At 66.3% G+C, this 19,170-nt stretch carries 11 protein-coding genes; 7 read left to right on the top strand and 4 right to left on the bottom strand.

Going from position 1 to position 19,170, the window contains the following annotated elements; all coding sequences use genetic code 11:
* Positions 1-8: 8 nt before the first annotated feature.
* Positions 9-2,906: a M20/M25/M40 family metallo-hydrolase gene (locus tag BLV39_RS33050; protein WP_176985211.1), complete on the bottom strand. Its 2,898-nt coding sequence runs from the start codon at positions 2,904-2,906 to the stop codon at positions 9-11.
* Positions 2,907-3,396: 490 nt separating this feature from the next.
* Here BLV39_RS33050 and BLV39_RS33045 point away from each other — a divergent pair, with 490 nt between their 5' ends.
* On the top strand, positions 3,397-3,828 hold the full coding sequence (locus BLV39_RS33045; RefSeq protein ID WP_090800994.1) for a hypothetical protein: 432 nt from the start codon (positions 3,397-3,399) through the stop codon (positions 3,826-3,828).
* 68 nt (positions 3,829-3,896) lie between these two features.
* Here the strand turns inward: BLV39_RS33045 and BLV39_RS33040 are convergent, their stop codons facing one another.
* Entirely contained in the window at positions 3,897-4,766 is an 870-nt protein-coding gene (locus BLV39_RS33040) for an alpha/beta fold hydrolase (RefSeq protein WP_090800992.1), read from the bottom strand.
* Positions 4,767-5,288: 522 nt separating this feature from the next.
* Entirely contained in the window at positions 5,289-5,465 is a 177-nt protein-coding gene (locus BLV39_RS43285) for a hypothetical protein (RefSeq protein ID WP_176985210.1), read from the bottom strand.
* A 496-nt stretch (positions 5,466-5,961) separates the two neighbouring features.
* Here BLV39_RS43285 and BLV39_RS44465 point away from each other — a divergent pair, with 496 nt between their 5' ends.
* From BLV39_RS44465 to BLV39_RS33030, 3 genes are read left to right on the top strand one after another with little or no spacing between them, the layout of a single operon-like run.
* The gene (locus tag BLV39_RS44465; protein WP_239083569.1) at positions 5,962-6,192 is read left to right on the top strand and encodes a SigE family RNA polymerase sigma factor; all 231 of its coding nucleotides are present in this window, start codon (positions 5,962-5,964) and stop codon (positions 6,190-6,192) included.
* Positions 6,152-6,472: a sigma-70 family RNA polymerase sigma factor gene (locus BLV39_RS33035; protein ID WP_239083570.1), complete on the top strand. Its 321-nt coding sequence runs from the start codon at positions 6,152-6,154 to the stop codon at positions 6,470-6,472. Before BLV39_RS44465 ends, BLV39_RS33035 begins: the two co-directional genes overlap by 41 nt.
* Entirely contained in the window at positions 6,469-7,782 is a 1,314-nt protein-coding gene (locus BLV39_RS33030) for a hypothetical protein (RefSeq protein ID WP_090800990.1), read from the top strand. Before BLV39_RS33035 ends, BLV39_RS33030 begins: the two co-directional genes overlap by 4 nt.
* A gap of 947 nt (positions 7,783-8,729) precedes the next feature.
* Here the strand turns inward: BLV39_RS33030 and BLV39_RS42600 are convergent.
* Complete coding sequence (locus BLV39_RS42600; RefSeq protein ID WP_143049992.1) at positions 8,730-9,101, bottom strand: hypothetical protein; 372 nt, start codon at positions 9,099-9,101, stop codon at positions 8,730-8,732.
* Between the two features lie 1,070 nt (positions 9,102-10,171).
* Here BLV39_RS42600 and BLV39_RS33025 point away from each other — a divergent pair.
* From BLV39_RS33025 to BLV39_RS33015, 3 genes are all read left to right on the top strand, one after another.
* Complete coding sequence (locus BLV39_RS33025) at positions 10,172-12,064, top strand: ATP-dependent nuclease (protein ID WP_204082744.1); 1,893 nt, start codon at positions 10,172-10,174, stop codon at positions 12,062-12,064.
* A 154-nt stretch (positions 12,065-12,218) separates the two neighbouring features.
* On the top strand, positions 12,219-14,117 hold the full coding sequence (locus BLV39_RS33020) for a UvrD-helicase domain-containing protein (protein WP_176985209.1): 1,899 nt from the start codon (positions 12,219-12,221) through the stop codon (positions 14,115-14,117).
* A 731-nt stretch (positions 14,118-14,848) separates the two neighbouring features.
* Entirely contained in the window at positions 14,849-19,129 is a 4,281-nt protein-coding gene (locus BLV39_RS33015) for a hypothetical protein (RefSeq protein WP_090800985.1), read from the top strand.
* Positions 19,130-19,170 lie beyond the last annotated feature (41 nt).

Raw genomic sequence — 19,170 nt, 5'->3', positions numbered from 1 at the left:
GCCGCTTCTCACACGAGGAAGATCGACCGCACCTGGGTGTTGCCCTTGATTTCGACGTACACCTGGTAATCGCCGACCTGGTAGGTGCCAGCAGCGTTGTTCTTGATGGTGAACGTGGCCGCCACGGGAGTCTCGCTGCCGTCGACATGGGTCTGCTTCACCGTGATGGTCAACTCGTTCGTATTGCCCTTCAGCTTCTTCACCACAGCCGACGGTTTCGCACCGACGACCGCGTTGGCGACTGTCACGTACACGGCGTCGGGTGAGGAGAACTCCGCGTTCTTCTGCCCGTCACCGAACTGGAAGAAGCCACGCTGCTCGATGGCACCGCGCCCGGGGAACGGATCCGGGTTCGAGGCCAGGTACGTCGGGTTGACCGTGTAGAGGTCCGTCTTGGAATCCGCGAGGATGGGCTGCACCCCGGTGTACGGCGCATCGGTGATCGCGAGGTTCACCGACAGGTAGATGGCGTCGGGGTTGTTGGCCGAGATGCGCGAGGAGAAGTACTTGTCCGCACTCTGCCCCGCGGGAACTGCCAGCGGCACAACCGTGTCGCGGACGAGAATGTTGAACTGGAAGTCGCCGTAGCCGCCGGCGACGAACTTCGCCCAAGCCGGGTCCGACATGTAGCCGGGACGCTCCACCTTGAACTCCAGCCGCATCGGTGCCACGTACGTGCTGTTCAGGTAATCGGTGTCGGTCAGCGGCAGGTAGACCCCGCCCGGGGCGTGCCCCAGCGCGAAAGCCGACGCCGTCGGAGCCGAGTTTCCGCGCACGTTCCACATCGGAACGTTGAACGTCGTGGCGCCGAGCAGGGCCTGGCTGCCCAACTGGCTCGTGCCGACCGCGGCCGACGCGTCCTTGAAGGTTCCGATCGTGACGTCGAGCAGGTCGAGGTCCGACCGGTCGGCGTTCAGCCCTGGGATGTTGGCCGACATGAACTTGGCACCGGCGGGCCCTGAGTACCGGGCCATCTCCAGCATCCCGTCGGCCATGATCTTGGTCATCTGCACTGCCGAGTCGACCTTCATCCGCTCGTTGGCGGTGTGCCACCAGCGCTCGTTGCCCGGGATGACGGCGCCGAAAGCGGTCATCTTGTTGCGGTAGCTGCTGGCCAGGGTGCCGCCGGTCGTGCCCTGCGGATAGACCACGTCCTTGAGGGAGTTCGGATCCGCGAACTCCTTCGGATTGCCCTCGACCGAGGCGCGGTAGCTGCCGAACTGAAGAGCCGTCAGCGGGTTGTCGTGATCGACGTACAAGCCGGCGCCGACCGGCGAGCCGAGGTCGCCGATGGCGAACCCCTTCGCCTGGAAGGCGGCTGTGACCGCCGCCGTCGCCTGGCTGGAGTCAGCCGCGGTGACGTGCATGCTGCGCACGTACATCGGGATGTTGAGGCTTCCGGTGGCGTCGGTGTAGAAGCTCGTCGGAGTCTCTGAGTTGATGCCGCCCATGAGGGCGAAGGTCAGGTTCGGCGTGCCGTTGCTCGGGTTGCGCAACAGGTTCGCCGGGATGCCCATGTACTTGCCGATGTAGGCCTCGCCTTCGACACCGTCGCGGAAGAACAGGTCGGCGATGCCGTCAGCGGCCTTCTTCAACTGCATGTCGGCGGCCGAGACGCTCACCGCGCCGAGTCCCTTGGAGAGCAGGTACATCCCCCACACGACGGCGTTCTTGCCGTACTGCGGGGTCGGCATCTCCATCGCCACATCGGTGTTGATCTCCAGCGTGAGCGCATCGCCAGTGATCGTGGTCTGCACCTTGGGCGTGGTGCCGCGAGCAGCCGGGAGCCAACGCTTCGACTTCGCGGCGTCGGTGATCGCCGACACGAACCGGCGGCGCTCGGCGGAGCTCGCCCCTGCCACATCGAGGGTGAAAATGGCCCGAGAGGCGATCTGCGTGGTGCTGCCGTACGCGATGTCCTTGAGCGTCGGGTCGCATTCGCGGAGAGTGACGCCGGCCGTGGCACCCGTCAGCCGGAAGGCCTTGGCGCTGTCCGCGGACAGGCTCATCGACACCGCCGGGGTCACCGCTCCGGAGTTGCCGACGATGACCGGGAACCGCGAGTCCGAGGTGTACGCCGCGATCGGCATCTCTTCGCGGTTGAGGTTCTTGTAGGCCCAGTTGTCGTAGAAGCTCGGGTTCGAGTTGTACGGGATGGACTGGAAGGTGGCGGTGTTCGTCGTCGACGGCGTGCCGGGACCGCCGTCTTCGTAGATCCCCATGACGATGCGGATGCGTCGGTCGATGGGCAACCCGGCCTCGAGCAGCGCCTTGGCCGCGAGCAGCGTCGCCAGCGTCGGGCCGCTGTCGTCCTGGATGCCCGCCCCGTAGACCCAGCCGTCCTGGACGTAGGGAGAGTGGTAGGCGCCAGGAGTGCCGAGGTTGCCATCGGCGTCCCGCCAGCGCGCGAGCTGGGCCGCCGAAACGGAAGCCGTCGGCGAGTCGAGGTGGCTCAACGCCATGACCATCTCGGGGGCGTCCGGGTCACCGATCTCCGCGTAGACGTACTTGTCGGGTTGACGTTGGACGACCACCGGGAACCCCAGATCGGTGGCCAGCTTGACCACCCAGGCGAGCTTGGCGACCTTGCGGTCGTACTCGTTCTGGTTGGCTTCGGTGTTGCTGACCGGGAAGGGGTACGCCGTCGCGGCCGTGCCGCCTCGGGAGATGGAGTCATAGCTCGACCCGTCCAGCATCGCCCCGATCAGACTGAGCGGGTCGTAGCTGCCGTCCCCCGCCCTGGCGCTGTTGACGCGTCCAGCCAACGCCTCGACTTCCGCGTGAATCGCGTCGCGCTCGGCGTCGGTCACGGACAGGTCGTAGGTGACACCGGGCTGGAAGCGCTTGTTGCCGGAGCTCGTGGCGGACGCGGCAGCCGGCACACCCATGGACAGGAGCAATGACATGGCAAGTGTCAGAGCAAGAGGCTTCTTCCGCATCTCCGCGATCTCCCTGAATGATCAGACCCAAACATCGGATGATCTTCGCGGTACGTCGATTCGTCCATCGTGGATGGCCAGACGAGGCCGCTTGGTTGGCCTCGATGCTAATGATCATTGGCGGTTCTGTATCCCTGAGTTATCTCGCCGTTACCTGTGCTCACGCCGGGTGGTCACGGACCGGATGCCGTCGACAGGTTGCAGGCAGCCCGAGGCTCGATAACGCGCGAGACTGTCCGGCAGCTCAGACGGGCTCTCTCCACATGCGCCGTCCCGGTGTCGCCGCGCCGGCGTCAACACATCGCTCCAAACGTCACGGCCACGCGTTGTAGTCGCCGAAGAGCCGCTCCCGATCGGCACCGTCCAACGCCAGAGCGTCGGCGAGATGGGAGTCGGACCGGCACGTCACCAACGGGGGTGCTTCGACCGGTACGGGACTCGAAACAGGAGGGTCGGAATGAGACGGAAAATCCTCAGCATCGGACTGCTCGGCGTCGTGATGGCGTCGCTGGCGGTGGTGACAGCGCCCACCCCGGCGCAAGCGACCGTCACCAGGGCCGCCGCGGCGGTCGTACGACCCTCGACCTCGCCGGTAGTCGAGAACTTCGCGTACAACGGCTTCGTGCCGGTCTGCCCGACCGGGTACGCCTGCGCCCTCGTCATCGTCGACGGGGACAGGGAATGGCGGCACTACTTCCAGTTCTACAACTACGGCTACTACAACTTGAGTAACTGGATGGACTGGGGCTACGCGATCAACCGCCAGACGTGCGGCGCGGCGATGCGGCTGTACAGCGGCAGCACCCAGATCGGGCCGGGCGGCCATGGTCAACTGAGCGTTCCTCTAGTCGATGATCGTAAATCTGGCTCGATCGTTACATCGACCTGATCCAAGCTTGGGCCGGCCCCGTGCACCCAGGCGGCATTCTCAGCGGCCGGATCGGAGATCGCGCGGCATCACAGCGCGGCAACGAGTTCGTCGAGCATGTGGTCGAAAGCCCCGACCGCCACCGACAGGTGTCCCTCCCCTTGCTCCAGGTGGGCGGTCACCCCCGGCACGTGCGCGGCGAGCCACTTGCCGTGGGCGTACGGCACCATCAGGTCCTCGCTGCCCTGCCACACGTACGTCGGCACGGCGATCTCGGCCAGCTCGAAACCCCAGTCCCTGGTGAAGGCGAGGTCGTCGTCGAGCCAGCCGTCGACGCCCAGACGCAGCCCCTCCGCGAAGCCGATCGTCAGATCCACGCCGAACTCGTCGGTCAGCACGGCCCGGTCCACGGGCGGCAGCAAACTCGACAACCCGGCGATCAGACCCGCGGCGTCAGTGTCGCGCAGCCCCTCGGCCTCCTTCTCCAGGTACGGGCGCAGGTCCTGCTCCCCCCGCGCCGCCGCGCCGAACTCCGTGACGTTGTCCTCGCCCATCCCGGCGAGAAAATCCAGGCCCTCGGCGTCGTACGGCGCGACCCCGGCGATCACCAGCGCCGACACCACCCGCTCCGGCAGCCGCGCGGCCGTCGCGAGGGCGTGCGGCCCGCCCCCGGACCAGCCCGCCACCAGGCAGCGCGCAGCGCCGACGTGGTCGAGCACGTCCCGCACATCCGCGACCACGTCCACCACAGCCCGGCCCGCAGCGCGCGTAGAGCCGGCGTAACCGGCCCGGGAGAACGTCACGAGCCGCAGGCCCCGCTCGTGCACGCACCGCTGCATGTAACGCAACGGCCAAGCCGACCCAGGGGTTCCGTGGTGGAAGACCAGCGGTACACCATCGGCGGTGCCGCTTACCTCCACGTCGAGCAACCGGCCGTCCCGAGTGGAAATCGTCGTCATGTCCCGATCCCTTCGAAGAGCCACCCATCGGATGGCGCGCGAGGACATCGTCCATCGCCCCGCTGCCGCAGTTCACCGTGGGCAGATCATCGATGAACTTCCGGGACCCGACCTGAAAGGTCCACTGCAAGACGTCTTGGCGAACTCAAATCCGGTCGGTACGCGGCCCGGCGTCGTGGACCTCCTGCGCGCCGCACGGATTTCGAGTCAGGGACTCACCGTCGGGGCAGGTGCATGACCTGGTTGAGGCCGTCTGGTCTATGCGTGGCGGATTAGCCGACAGCAGGCAGAGGGGCGATCACGAGGACCACCCCTGCCACCGAGCAACAATCGACGGCACCGTCACATGCAAAAGTGCGTGTTCAAATGTCTCTGAACACGCACACCTGAATTTGCGCACCAGCGCGTAGTTGTACCGTCAACACCGCATCCGCCGCACCGCAGACGCGGTCGCACGAATCCAGGCCCGCTCAACCGTGATGACTCTCGCGGTCACGGGTAGGGAGTTATCGAAGAACGCACCTACTCGGCCTCGGCTGACTTCTCCGTGTCCGTGGCGCGCTCCTGCGCGTTCGCCTCCGGTTCGGCGGCCTTACCTCCGGCCTGAGTCGCCAGCGCCCGGCCGAACGCCCGCTTGTCGTCCCAACCCCAACGCTGCGGCGGCGGGCGGTCCTGGCCGCCGAGAACTGTTCCACCCATGCGCGCAGTGTCCCGCGCTCGACGCACCGCCTCAAGTCCAACCCGCGCCACGAAGGAGGTAACGCCGCGCGGTCCCATGGCCATGATTGGGGATGCCGTCAGCGTAGTGCCGCCGTCGTCACCACTTTCAAGTCGTCGCCAGCCTGGATCGAGTGCGCCGGGTCCGGGTCGCTCATCGTTGCCGGTGTCGTCCAATGCGCGCCTCAGCGCCGAGCACCAACCAGCAGCGTCGCGTCGATAGCCACTACTTGCGGCTGCTCTTCCGCCACGGCCAGATCATGTCGCCGACGGCTCGCCTCGGGCCAGCGCGCGACTGGGCAACCGCCCGCCGCTACCTGGGGATCGTGACCCGTCATAGTCAGGGTGGTCCCGGAGGGCGTGCTGTTCGGCGTCGAGTCTGGGCCGCCAGGCCCGACGAGCGCCGGTGGCCCGCGACGGGGCCGTGCACTTAGAGATTCGTTCCAACCGGTTCGGGAGCCGGAGCGTGTTTACGGGAGTGACCGGCTTCGACGGCTTCCGTGAGTTCGTAGAGACCCATAACGGCGCGTGGTCGCGGCTGGCGTTCGTGCTCGCCGGCAACCACACGGCGGCAGAGGACCTGCTGCAAACCGCCCTGTTCAAGGCCGCGAAGAGTTGGCACCGGATCCGGCGCTACGAGCAAACCGCAGGCCTGGGTCCGCCGGGCGATCTACCACGCCGCCATCTCGCTGTGGCGCAAGCGCGGTGAGTGGTCGCTCGACGACCTGCCAGACCGTCCCGCGCCCGACGACCCGATCGACGACGCCACCCGCCGGCTGGCCGTCGACGCGGCCCTCGCCAGGCTCACTCCGCGCCAGCGGGCGGTGCTGGTGCTGCGTTTCTACGACGACCGGTCGGTGGCCGAGGCCGCCGAGATCCTCGGTGTCACCGAGGGCACCGTGAAGAGCCAGACCGCGTACGCCCTCGGCCGGCTGCGGGTCATCGCCCCACATCTGGCCGAACTGACCGTTGAGGAGGCCGGCCGATGACCGGGTTGCGCGAGCACTTCGCCGAGACCGCCGACCGGGCCAAGCACTACGACGTGACCGGGGCGGCGATGCGCCGCGCCCGGCGGCACAACCTGATCACCCGAGGCGTCGCGGCCGCAGCGGCCCTGCTCGCCGCCGGAACGGCGGCGGTGGCGGTGACGAGCGACCGCGGCACGCCGGCACCGGACTACGAGACCGTCGACGCCACCCGGCCGGCCACGACGGGCCGGCTCGACTGGCTGCCGCCGACGTTAATCCCGTCGGAACCCGCCCAGCAGCCCGTGCTGCCGACCGACCGGGGTGTCGGCCCGGGTGCACTGGTCTACCGCACGGCGACCCCCGGCGCGGCCCAGAGCCTGCTGACCAGCGACGGCAAGAGCTACCAGGTCCCGGGCGATGCCCGCGGGATGTCGCCGGACGGACGCTGGCTGGCGTACGAGGCCGGCGGCGACCTGGTGTTCCACTCGCTGGTCGACGGCCGGACCCGCAGGGTGGTGGACAGCGATGTCGCCGGGTGGTCGGTCGACGGCACACTGGCCGTGCTGGCGCGGCGCCGGCCCGACGTTCGGCCGCCGGAGGTCGCGACCGTCTACCGGCCCGAGGACGGCAGGAACCAGACGGTGCCGGTGCCGGACCCGGCGTGGTGGTCGCCGCGCGGGATGTCCGCCGACGGTGAGCTGTTGCTGATGCCCCGGCGGCTGGACACCGTTCGGCAAGACGTGCCGTTGAGCGCCATCCCCGGGTTGTCGCTGGACGCGTCGGCGACCCCGCAGCCGGACCTGCCCGTGACCACCGAGTCGCCCGCTCCGCCCCCTGGGACACTCTCGCTCCCGCCGAGCGACCTCGGCTTCGGCGTCGGCTTCGTCGACCCTGTCGACCAGACGAGCCGCTCGGTCTCGGTGCTCGCCAACACGCTCGGCCTGACCGACCCGTTCGGCTGGCACGGTGGGGTCGACGAGGCGATCCGCGTCCGTCCGGACACCGGCGGGCTGGTGTTCCAGCCACAGGTGCGCGTCCCAGCAAGCGAGTCCAGGACGTACTCGCCCGCCGACGTCTACGAGGTCGACCCCGGCACCGGCCTGCCGCTGCGGCGGTTCCGGCTGCCTGCGCCGGGGAGCGAGAAGTACGTCCTGCGGCTAATCGCGGTCGGTGCGGACGGCTTCCTGCTGAGCGCGAACGACGACCGTTCACCGTGGATGACTACGCGGCTGGAGACGCTCGACCCGGTGACCGGCGACCGGCGCACTGTGCTGCGGGCGACCGGCGAGGTCCAGGTCGTGTTCACCCGCGGTGGCGCGTTCCTGATCTGACGTCCACGGGCCTGCCCCACTCGGACGGGCCCGTGGTAACGGTGTGGTGCGCAGCGTCCAGCCACCCTAGGCCTCTACTTTCCTCCAGCCACCGGTCGCGGCTCGACGTCGGCACGGACGCCTCTACTACCACTGCGCAGCCTCACGCCGATTGACCGTGTCGTCGCCGACGAACCTCCGCCGGGTTGCCGATGCCCACTACCGAGCCGCACTCGCTACATACGACCCGAGCGGCGAAACCGGTCCGCCTACGCAAACTGTCGAATCGTCTCCTCATCTGTTCGACATCGGCGGCTGCTCGCACGCAGGGCCGGCGACAAGCGCGCATAGGCGTGCTTACGCCCAGCCACTCGGACCCACCGTGGCCGAGTGCAATGCGGAACTCGCGCGCTACCGGGCCGCCCTCGACGCCGGCGCATCCCCGGCTGTGGCCACTGCGTGGATCGCCGAAACCGAAGCCGAACGCGAACAAGCCCAGCGGGAACACCAGCATGCTCCGCTAGCGAGAGAGCAACGACGCCACCCAGCCGGCCCAAGAACAGATCACCGCGATCATCGAGGAACTCGGCGACCTGGTCACCGCGATACGCGACGCCGAACCCGAGCACAAGCTCGACGTTACCGCGAGCTCGGCCTCCACCTGACCTATGACCCACAAACAAGAACGGTGCGCGCCCAAATCGATCTTGAGCCGCACCGTTGGCAATCGGTTTGTGTCCGAGGGGGGATGCCAGCCCCCAACGTCCGCGCTGGAACGCACTTTGAGTGCGCATAAGCGCATGCTACCCCTACGGCCAACAGGACGGCGCCCAAGGCCGACGCGTCACTCTGGCAACGCTTCTAAGGCTCCATCATGGACAATAGCTACGACGCACTCACGCGGTTCCCGGCGCGACCGATTCCCCCCGGTGACAGCGGAGCGGTGGGTGCATCCCTCATGAGCTGAGCTACGCCGGCTGCGGCGAGTTCGACTCGGTCGGGCAGCCGGAGGAGGAGTCCACGGCGAGTTCTACCCGATCGCGGAGTCGTTCCCACTGCCGCGGGATTTGGTGAGTAGATGTTTGTCGCCATCTAGACGTCCGGCGGACGCCAGCGGCGTACGTGTAGCGGACCCACAGCTCGTTGCTCGGCCCGGAGCCGATGTGCCGGTTGATCCGCTGCTGCGGCAGGTGCCTGAGATGGAAGAGCGGGAGGAGGCCGCGCCACGGGTAGCCGGCGATCGTGTGTACGGCGGTGCCCCACGCCTCGTCTTCGCCGCCCAGCCGCGGAAGCGGGACTCGAGCGGCACCTCGTTGTGAAAGGTCGGGCAGGACGACCATACCGGTCGCACCCTCGGTCAGCTGGCGCAAAGTCCCAGTGCGGGACCGCCCACGGGCGGACGCCGGCGCGGACGTTCGCAACGGCGAGCTCTACCGACGACGGGGCGTGTCCAAACGTCCCCGTCGGCGACAACAAACGTGCCGCCGTTGGCTTTGCGGAGTGCTTGGCCCAGCGGGCGGACACCCACTGCCGGGCGGCGTCGCGGTTTCGGCAGCCGAGCCGCCACGGGACGTGAACGCTGACGGTCACCGCTGCCACCTCCCATACGGGCAGGACTGTCGACGAGCCCGGCAGGTCCCGGCACGGCCCTTCGCCCAGGGCCGACCGAAGCTCGGGCCGAGGAGTCGGATGAATGCGGGCCCGTCGACGAGCTCGCGGCTTTCGCGACGTGCCTCCTCGCATGTGCTGCGCGTGAACCTCCCGATCGTGATCAGTGCACGTCGCATAAGTCGCCTGTTGGAGTTGAGCGCCTCCGGCAACAACGACGGATCATCGAACGTCACAGCGTCAATCGCGGCTCCTCGACATGAACGACCTCTCGTTGACCAAGTGCCTCGCAGACGGCGACAAACGTCACGCCAAACGACAACCCGACTCGTGGGCCAGTACCCACCTCGAGGACGAACCCCTCGACCAGAACGCGCCCTCACCCAACATCCGCTCCGCCGCTCTGCTTGTTGTCAGTGCCATGGACGATGTGGTCGATGGTCCCCCCGAACGGGTGACCAGACCTAGATCTCCGCGGACGGCTCGCGTTCAATGATTGGGGATCATGCTCGAACGCACCATCGAGTTGCAAAGGTGCGATGCGCTTCGTCGATCCTACCGATCGCTCCGACGATAACCACTGACGAGCGAGAGGGGACCGTCATGGGTGGCGATGTTTTTCGGCCAGGCGATGCCTCTGGCGTCGTCCTACCCGGAAGGCCGTCGCCTTGCATCGCGAAGGCGACCACTAAGCCGCCCGCTCGGGCGAGCGTGCCCTCAATTGACCAAGCCAAAGACAGCGACGACGGCACCAGCACGCCAAGGGGTCAAATCTGCGTGCCGTGTGCATCGTATGGTGGCGATGGCGATCGGCGAGTGGAGATCAGTGCTAATCAGCCATGTTGTGCTTAAGGGATTCCGGTGCTTCGGACCGACACCGACGACGGTTGAGCTCGATGCCGGCCTGACCGTGTTCATCGGGGACAACGGGTCCGGCAAGACGGCCTTAATGTTGTCGCTGCTGCGAGTCCTGGGGGCGGGGCGACAGTCCATCGTCCGGCAAGACTTCCATGTGCCACCGGACGAAGTGGACGCGCCGGACAAGCGAACCCTCAGCGTCGAGCTGAAGTTGGTGTTTCCCGAGTTGATGGACGAGGGCTCCGACACCGTAGCCGTTCCCGAATTCTTCAATCAGATGACGGTCGACGGCGACGGCGATCGCGCGCCGGTGTGTCGCCTGCGGCTCGAGGCGACCTGGGTGGACGATGGCACCCATGACGGAGTGATCGATCAGCAGCATTATGTGGTCTTGCCGCCAGAACCCGCGTCAAGCGACGTCGAGAGGCTTCTGCGGTTCGGTGCCGAGGATCGTGCTCACCTCCGGATGGTCTATGTGCCTGCAGTACGGGACGGCACGTCGCACATGGCCGATTTTTTGCGTGGTCGGCTTTGGCGCGCGATGAGGTGGAGCGATGACCTCCGCGAGACCCTGGCGATGACTGGAGCAACGCTTAACAACGCCTTTCTGGCAGAGCCAGGGGTGGCGCGTGTGTCAGCTCAGACTGCCGAGCGATGGAGCGGCCTCTACGGCGGAGGCACCGACAGCACGCCGGTGCTCGCACCGATCGACGTACGTCTGGGTGAGTTCGTCCGCGGAGTTCAGATGAAGTTCCGACCGGACGAGTTGGGCGGCGACCGGCCGCTCAGCGAGCTGAGCGACGGGCAGCGATCGCTGTTCCATATCTCGATGACCGCAGCTGCGCTGGACATCGAGTCGGGTGTCACTGACATGGACGATGCTTGGGACACCGACAAGCTGATCAAGCCCTTTCTGACAGTTGTAGCCGTCGAGGAGCCGGAGAACAACCTCTCTCCCTTCTACCTGTCGCGAATCATCCGTCAGCTTCAGGACATAGCGGGCCAGCCCGGTGTACAGGCGATCATCTCAAGCCACTCCCCGAGCATTCTTGCGAGAATCGATCCTAGCCAGGTCCGGCATTTCCGCGTTGACAGTGGGCGCAAGGCCCAGGTCCGAAGCATTGAGTTGCCGGCAGACCCCGACGACGCAGCGAAGTATGTACGTGAAGCGGTGCGGACATATCCCGAGCTCTATTTCGCCAGCTTCGTCATCCTTGGCGAGGGAAGCTCCGAGGAGGTCGTCATCCCGCGGATCGCCGAGGCTACGGGTGTTGAGATTGACCGGTCGTTCGTGGCCGTTGTTCCCCTCGGGGGTCGACATGTGAACCACCTCTGGCGGCTCCTCAGCGGATTGGGTATTCCATATGCCACCCTCCTAGACCTCGACAGAGGCCGGGACGGCGGCGGGTGGGGACGCGTCCAAAATGCCTGCCGGCAGCTGTTGGCGATCGGCATTACCGCAAAGGATCTTTTTGGCGACGATGCCGCCGAGCATGACGCCCAGGTACTGGTGGCGGGATTAGGTGCTGAACCATCCGGCTCCGGAGACGACCTGCGAGCGTGGTTGGACGGACTCCGCCGTTTGGCGTCTACTTCTGTGAGCCGCTCGACCTCGACATGGCGATGCTGCGTGCTCTGCGGGAGCACTACACTCATCTCCCAGCCGGTCGGATGGGCCCACAGCGTCGTGGTGACGCAGCTGCGGCGGTTCTCGGCAGCGAAGGCGATTCCAATTCATACCTCGGCGCGGACTGGGCCGAGGACTTCATTTGGTACCGCTACCTGTTCCTCGGACGGGGCAAGCCGAACACCCACGTTCATGCGCTCGCCCGCGTGACCGATGACCAACTTGCGAAGGACGCTCCCGAAGTGCTGCAATCGCTGGTCCGCCACGTCGCCGACCGGGTGCTTCCACCTGGCCGAGACCAACGGATGGACGGAGCCGGCGAGTCCCTGGGCGCAGATTCGGCTGCGTGATGCGAAGAACCCCTGTGGACAAGTGGCTTCCGTCGGGTGTGGACGACCTCGAACAGGCGGCCTGGGCCGCCGTGCGTGCCGGGCGCAGCGCCTGTGTGGTTGCCGGTCCCGGTGCCGGCAAGACCGAATTGCTCGCGCAACGGGCAACGTTCCTTCTGGAGACCGGCCAATGCCGTTACCCCTCGAGGATCCTGGCCATCTCGTTCAAACGCGATGCCGCGGAGAACCTGCAGGCCCGAGTCGGGAAGCGATGCCCCCCAGGGCTGAGCCGCAGGTTCACCTCTGTCACGTTTGACGCGTTCACCAAAGGCCTGGTTGACCGATTCGCATCGGCGCTACCTGCACGCTGGCGACTTCCAAACGGATACGGTGACGTCTCTGCGATCGACAAGGTGAGGGTCAAGGGGTTCCTCAGCCGTCACGCTAATTCCCCAGCGTGGGGCCGTTCGATCGCCGCGATGGATCCCGCAGCCTTCGAGAGCACGGTGCTTGGTCAATGGCGGCTGCCCGTCGAGCAGTCCGACAGCCAGAACGCTACTGAGTTCGTGGCTAACTGGTGGTGGTTTGATCAACTTCGGGGTCGCGGCGCGGAGCCGGCCAACCTGTCCTTCACCATGCTTAACCGGCTGGCCGAACTGATCCTGCGCCACAATCCGCTCATCCTTCGAGCGCTCAGGCAAACCTACCCTTACGTCTTCATAGACGAATGCCAGGACACGAGTTTCGCTCAATACGACTTCCTGTTGTCGGTCTTCGGCGTTCTCGGTGTTTGCGTCACGGCCGTCGGAGACGAGAAGCAGAAGATCATGGAATGGGCCGGCGCGGTGCCAGATGTATTCGCAAGACTGCGGAAGGACTTCGATACCGAGCCCATCCAGCTACTTTGCAACTACAGATCGAGCCCCGAACTCGTTCGGATCCAGCACGTGCTGGCCCAAGCCCTCGACTCGTCTGTTGAGGCCGCCCAATCCCGCCAGGTTGCCGCCATCGATGTTCGGGATGCCGCCGGAATCTGGAGCCTCGACTCGACGCAGAGCGAGGCCCGGTATGTCGCCGAACACGTAAGCAGGGACATGGCCCGCCGCGCACTACGTCCTCGCGACTACGGGTTGCTTGTCCGGCAGAGGGCAGGGGACTTCGAACCGCTACTGGCGCACGAGTTCGCCAACGTGGGTCTCAGGGTGCGTAACGAGGCTCAGCGCCTCGGACGCACCACTCTGCAGGACCTAGTCATCGAGCCACTAGTGGCGCTTTATCTCGGCCTTCTCCGACTGGCGACCCGAAAGCGCGATCGCGATACGTGGCTCGTTGTCGCTGAGACCATCCGACACCTACGGGCTCACGACCCCGGCGCAGAAAGTGCTGGCCCGGTCCTTGGCAGGCGCCTGGCCGCGTTCGTCAGAGATCTGCGCACGCACCTATCTAGCACTCCGGTTGGCAAGGAAACCTGTGAGCTCTTGTTGACAAAGATCGACGAGTTCGTTGACCTGGAGTCCGTCGCCAAGGCCTTCCCTATGTACCGCAGCGCGGACACGCTTTCGATTGTGCGAGAGGCGATGCAGCTCCACCTCGTGAGGTCTGCGACCTCGTGCCTGGCTTGGGTCGATGTGCTCGACGCATTCGAAGGCACGGACTGCGTTCCCCTCATGACAGTCCACAAGAGCAAAGGACTTGAGTTCGACACCATGGTGATGATCGGCCTGGACGACAAGACATGGTGGAGCTACACCCCCGACAATCCTGAAGGGTTGGCCACGTTCTTTGTGGCGGTATCGCGCGCCAAGCAACGCGTCGTGATCACACACTGCTCGCAGCGAGGCTCCCGCGCGCAGGTTGCTCCGCTCTTTGACCTGCTACGGAGGGCGGGCGTTCCTGAGACAGACCTGACCGTTCCAGCCCTGAGCGGTAGGTAGGCTCAGGGCTCGGGTGCCGGGCCCAACGCGCACGGTGGACCGCGAAATCCACAAGCCGCCGTCCCGCAAGAAATCCCATACGGTCAGGTTCGGCCGCGGACGGCGACCCACGTTCGCGGAGCGCGCCGGCACGACCCGAGCGAATTGCCTCCGCAAACGGGCCCAGCGAGACCGGCATTGCCGAACCGCGCTCGCCCGGATCCTGACGTCTTGGGCGCCTCAACCGCCGACATGGCGCCGGCCAGGCGTTTACGCGTCGTCGGTCGAGCGCGCCCTAGGACGACGAGGTCTTGGGAGTAGTCGTCCCTCACCGAAAGGTTCAACCCCGAGCAATCCCCAGCCAAGCGGATGTACGTGGTTGGCCGCTCGCAGCAGCCAGTCGTAGGTGCGCGCCTCGACGCGCCTGTCGCGGACAGTTCCATGCGCGGTCTGCTCCCGCTGTCGTCGGGGTTGTCACGCCTGATGATGATCAGACCATGCGAGTCGGTGGTGATTCCCGGCAGACCCGGCCGTCGTCCGAGCGCGGCGCTCGGGCGTGCGCGACGTTGGCAGCCAGCCAGTGTCGTCAGTCGACTACCGCATTGTGGGGGTGGCCGCAGCGCCGCCCGTTAAGGCGTAGGTGTCCCAACAGCCAACCGAGGCTGGGCGCTGGCCGTTCGGCGGTTGGGATGGCGTCGGTGGCTTGCGGGAGACTGGAGGCTGATTCCACCCCTGCTAGCGAAAGTTGGATCTTGGAGGAAGCAGAGTTCGCCAAGCGCCTCGAGTTGGGTCATGAGAATGCCCGCGTCATGGAGCTGGCGACAAACCATTGCCGGCACATGCGGTTCGTAGAGTCGGGCGGCCGCGGGATGCTCGAGGACGTAACCGGACTGCCGCTGAACATGCGTCGGGTCGAGTGCCCGGTCGCCATTGGCAACACATCGGGCATGCGGTTGGACCATCTCACGTTTGACTTCTATGCCGAGCACTGTGGTGGCTGTGAGATGCGGAGCCCGACTGGCCGGCTTCCGAACCTAGAGACCGAGGCCCACGCTCGCCGGGAGCGGGCAGCGGTCGCGGAAGCTGAGGAGGCCGAGGCCCTTCGGTTGCGGGTCGTCGCGCGTGCTGAACGTTCGGAGCGCCGGCGGAGCTTGCGGGCGATGGAAGACCCGGTGAGTTCTGGAATCTTGGACGACCTCGATGTGCTCGATCCCGACCCTGCAGCCGACGGAGATCTCGATGCGACGAAGGGTGCGCGTCGACGTTTGACCACGATCGCGGGACGCGCAAGCGACCGGTTCGACCTCGCCATCATCGACGAGCTGTTCGATTTGGTGGAGAAGGTCGGTGTGAGTGAGCTATTGGAGCCGCTGCGGCATCTCGCGTCTCAGCGCCCCGAGCTTGGGGATCGGCTAGTTACGGCTGCGTTGGCAGAGCTGCGAAGCAAGCCGAGTATCGAGGCTGGACGTTGCCTGACCGACCACGCAAGCTTGATCGATCCGGCAGCTGTCGATGGCGCCGTGATCTGGTCGGCCGTGGCGTTGGCCGGGTCGAAGACGTCGGAGGACCACCACTTCTCCGGCCCAACGCCGGTGGTCCAGGCGAACGACCCCGGCCCGTTGCGGGTCCTGGCCGACTTGGCCCGTGAGGCTGTGGTCGAGCGGTTGGCAGCGATGCTTCCACGTCCTGTGGTGACGAGCATCATCATGGCGCCCCACCATCGGCCGCACCCAGTTTCAGACTTCGACCGGCGTGCAGCAGCAGGGGCGATCGAGCATCTCGCCAGCACCCACCTGGAGGTTGCGCTCGAGCTGCTCCCAAATCTGGCGGTGTCGCTCGGCGTTCCTCCGGAGGACAGCTACGACCCGGGCACGGTTGGGACTGCGGAGCGTGCGCTGGGGAGGATGCTTGTCGCCTCGCCAGCTCGGGTGGTCGAAATGCTTGAGGACGCCGGGAAGCACGCTTCGGAGAAGATCCGTGACGGGCTTGTCGGTGCGGTCCGCGATGCGGTCGACATGGTCGACACCGAGTACGTGCACCGGCGTGCCCACGACCCCGTCACCAACCCCGAGGTGGTTGCCGCAGTCTCCGAGGCGGCGTTCGCGTTCCTGCTTGCTCGCACCGACGAGTCTTGGGGGCATGGGGTCACATTCTCTGCGGCCGAGGCCATCGAGCGAATGGGCCGCTGGCACGGGGGTAGCTTGTCCGACCGTCTAGATGCAACCCTCGGCGCGTTCGTCACGCTGACCCGGCAGCGGGAGAAAGTCCCGAGTAGTGCGCTCACCTCCACCGCACCACCAGACCCGTTGGCCGGGATGGAGGAATGGTCGCGGAAGAACACCCTGTACCAGTCCGCGCGGCGGCTTCTCAGCGCGGTCGAGTCGGCGTCCGGGACCGACCCGCTAAAAGTGATCCGAACCGTGACCGCGCTCATCACAAACGAACGTGACAACGACCTCGGCACCGAGGTGGTCGTGCCACTTCTCGCCACGCTCGGCGAGGTTGGCAGCCAGCACGGCGACCAACCAGGGGTGCTCCAGGCGAGCCTGCCGACGCTGCACACCTACCTGGTCGACACGGACCCCGGTTCACGTTCGGCTGCGCTGAAGGCATGGACGACCATCGGCGGAAGGCACGCGCTCCCCTCCACAGTCGCAGATCTGCTGCCGGCGTTGATCGGCGACACCTACGTCGTCGTGATCGACGCTGTCCTCGACGCCGCCCGCCAGCTGTCGTGGACCGTGCCCGAAGCCAGAGCCCAATTGGCCTTATACGCAAACCGGGTGATCGAGGGCATCGACGTCACGGAACACCTCGAGACCTTTCTCGCAGCACTGGGCGCACTTCGCAGTCACGTCTCCGACCCGCATGTGCTCTCCGTCCTGGAGAAGCGCGCGCTGACGCGAGTTCCCGCGATGGAATGGCATCAGGCCACAAAACTCACTGACCAGCCGTGGCAGCCGGACGCTCGCGTCGCTCCCGAGCTCGCGGCGCTCTGGCTGGCACTCGCCCCGCGCAGCACCTACGGGTGGCGGCAACGCGACGAAGCCGAAGAAGCACTCAACGGACTTCTCGACTGCGGCGCTGGCCTGCTAGGTCTGCCCGCCGCCGACATCATCGACATCGGGGCCCGGCACTCGCCAGAATCGCACTACGGATCGATGGAGTACGCGGAGGTACTCGCCCGCGCCGAACGACGCCATGACGTCGTCACGCTCCTCCATGCTGCGCTGGAACGCGTTCCGCACGAACCGGCGCGTGGCAGCCAGCGTGCGCTCACCGCTCTCGCACTTGCGTTCGCACGGCTCCAGGTCACTGTCGGATCCGAAACGGGTGAAGGCGTAGACAGCGCGACGGTGGGTGCGGCAATCGACGACGTCGGCGCCGCTATCGCCGACTGCTTGGGCCACTCCGAGGACGACTTGCGTTGGCTGTGGCCGTTTGCCCAAGCTGCCGCGGTGCGCGCCGCAATCATCTGCGAGCTGCTCGACGTCCCCACCCCCAGAGACGTCACCGCAGCGGTCGCCGACACCCCAACCGAACGCGGCGCCGCGCACCAGGAGTCGACTGATCCGGCAGAGAAGCTCACCAGCCGCGCCAAGGGCCTACGCGCCCTCACCAAGACCCTGCGAACCGGCGGGAGATCCACCGGCACTGCCACCCACACCGGTGTGACCATCACCGCCCAGTTGCTCGACAGTGTCGCGCAACTACTCGATGCCGAGGCCGCAGACCTGAACGCCGACCTCGCCCAAGCTGCGGCACACCGGACTGCAGCCCATCGCAGGGCTGGGGCAGTCGACCTTGCCGCTCACCGAGACGACGACCCGCTGTTGCCTCGCGCGCACGAACTCCACGCTCTTCTCGTCGCCCCAACCGACATGGCGAGGCCTCCCGACGTGAAACAAGTCCTCGCGATGGCGGCGGCGCTTCCAGCGCCATTACTGTTCATCAGAGCTCCGCAGCGCGGACACGCAGCCGGCCCGTGGAGGCCGCCAGCCGACCCCGAACCCGACAGCCCCACCGTCGCAGTCGCACTCGTCTCCATTGACGACAAACTCCTCACCGGACCGGCCGTCGTAGACCCTGGCCTTACTCACACCCTTAGCCTCCAGGTCCAGACGGACCCGTGGCCCGCCTGGGCGCAGCGCCTGGACTCCGAATTGATCAGCACGCTGAACGACACTGAACTCCAACGGCCCGTGTTGACTTGGCAACGGCACGAACACACCGACGACCCGAACACCTACGAAGGATCCGGCACGCTTCACGTTCGCTACGCCGTGCCCACCACCCAGCATGCGCCACCCGTCCTCATCCGCCTTACCTGGCGCGGCGTCGACGAGGACGGCAAACCGAGGAACCAACCCCTCGACGTCGCCGGCCACCGCGAGTTCCGCGTCCGCCCGTACGACTCCGCCCGGGACGCCAGCACCCAGTACGAGGTGTTCGACGAACACCTCCTCGCCATCTACGAAAAACTTGCTGCCGCCGGCTACCCCCACAACCAGCTCCAAGCATTCGCGCGGCTGCTCAACGCCATCTCCCGCGCCGGCCTCGCCATGACCTGGAACAAAAAGTACCGCCGCGGCCAGTACGTCAAGGAACGTCAGTTCCACGACGACCTACACGCAGCGCTACTCGCCGACCCGACTCTCGGAGGGCGCGTCGAACGCGGCACCGCGCTCGCCCACGGATTCCTCGACACCCGACACGACGGCATCACCGCCGAACTGAAGGTCGCACGAGATCAACCCGTGACACCCCAATCAGCAACGAAATACATAGGCCAACCAACCCAGTACGCCGCCGCCGACGGAACACGGCTCTCCATCCTCGTCATCCTCGATATGAGCCGGAAAGTCCTCCCCGTCGGCACTCCCGAGAACTACCTCTTCGTCCTTGGCCCCAAGCAACACGGCATGACCAACCCACATTCACCCAACGTCGTAGTCACCCTCGTCATCAACGGCAACCTACCCGTACCCAGCAGCTGGTCACGCCGAAAGAACCCGACCGCCGACACGCCTTGACCTCCGGCTGTCAGGGGGTTCTCGCCCAACGGTGCTTGTCG

This window comes from Asanoa ishikariensis (assembly GCF_900107455.1).
GTDB classification, from domain to species: domain Bacteria; phylum Actinomycetota; class Actinomycetes; order Mycobacteriales; family Micromonosporaceae; genus Asanoa; species Asanoa ishikariensis.
The sequence above is the reverse complement of the archived record's forward strand: the minus strand, read 5'-3'. Positions and strand labels throughout refer to the sequence as shown.

Excerpts from the sequence above, each read along its gene's own strand:
- BLV39_RS33050 (WP_176985211.1), bottom strand. The coding sequence starts at position 2,906 with ATGTCATTGCTCCTGTCCATGGGTGTGCCGGCTGCCGCGTCCGCCACG.
- BLV39_RS33045 (WP_090800994.1), top strand. The coding sequence starts at position 3,397 with ATGAGACGGAAAATCCTCAGCATCGGACTGCTCGGCGTCGTGATGGCG.
- BLV39_RS33040 (WP_090800992.1), bottom strand. The coding sequence starts at position 4,766 with ATGACGACGATTTCCACTCGGGACGGCCGGTTGCTCGACGTGGAGGTA.
- BLV39_RS43285 (WP_176985210.1), bottom strand. The coding sequence starts at position 5,465 with ATGGGTGGAACAGTTCTCGGCGGCCAGGACCGCCCGCCGCCGCAGCGT.
- BLV39_RS33030 (WP_090800990.1), top strand. The coding sequence starts at position 6,469 with ATGACCGGGTTGCGCGAGCACTTCGCCGAGACCGCCGACCGGGCCAAG.
- BLV39_RS42600 (WP_143049992.1), bottom strand. The coding sequence starts at position 9,101 with ATGGTCGTCCTGCCCGACCTTTCACAACGAGGTGCCGCTCGAGTCCCG.
- BLV39_RS33025 (WP_204082744.1), top strand. The coding sequence starts at position 10,172 with ATGGCGATCGGCGAGTGGAGATCAGTGCTAATCAGCCATGTTGTGCTT.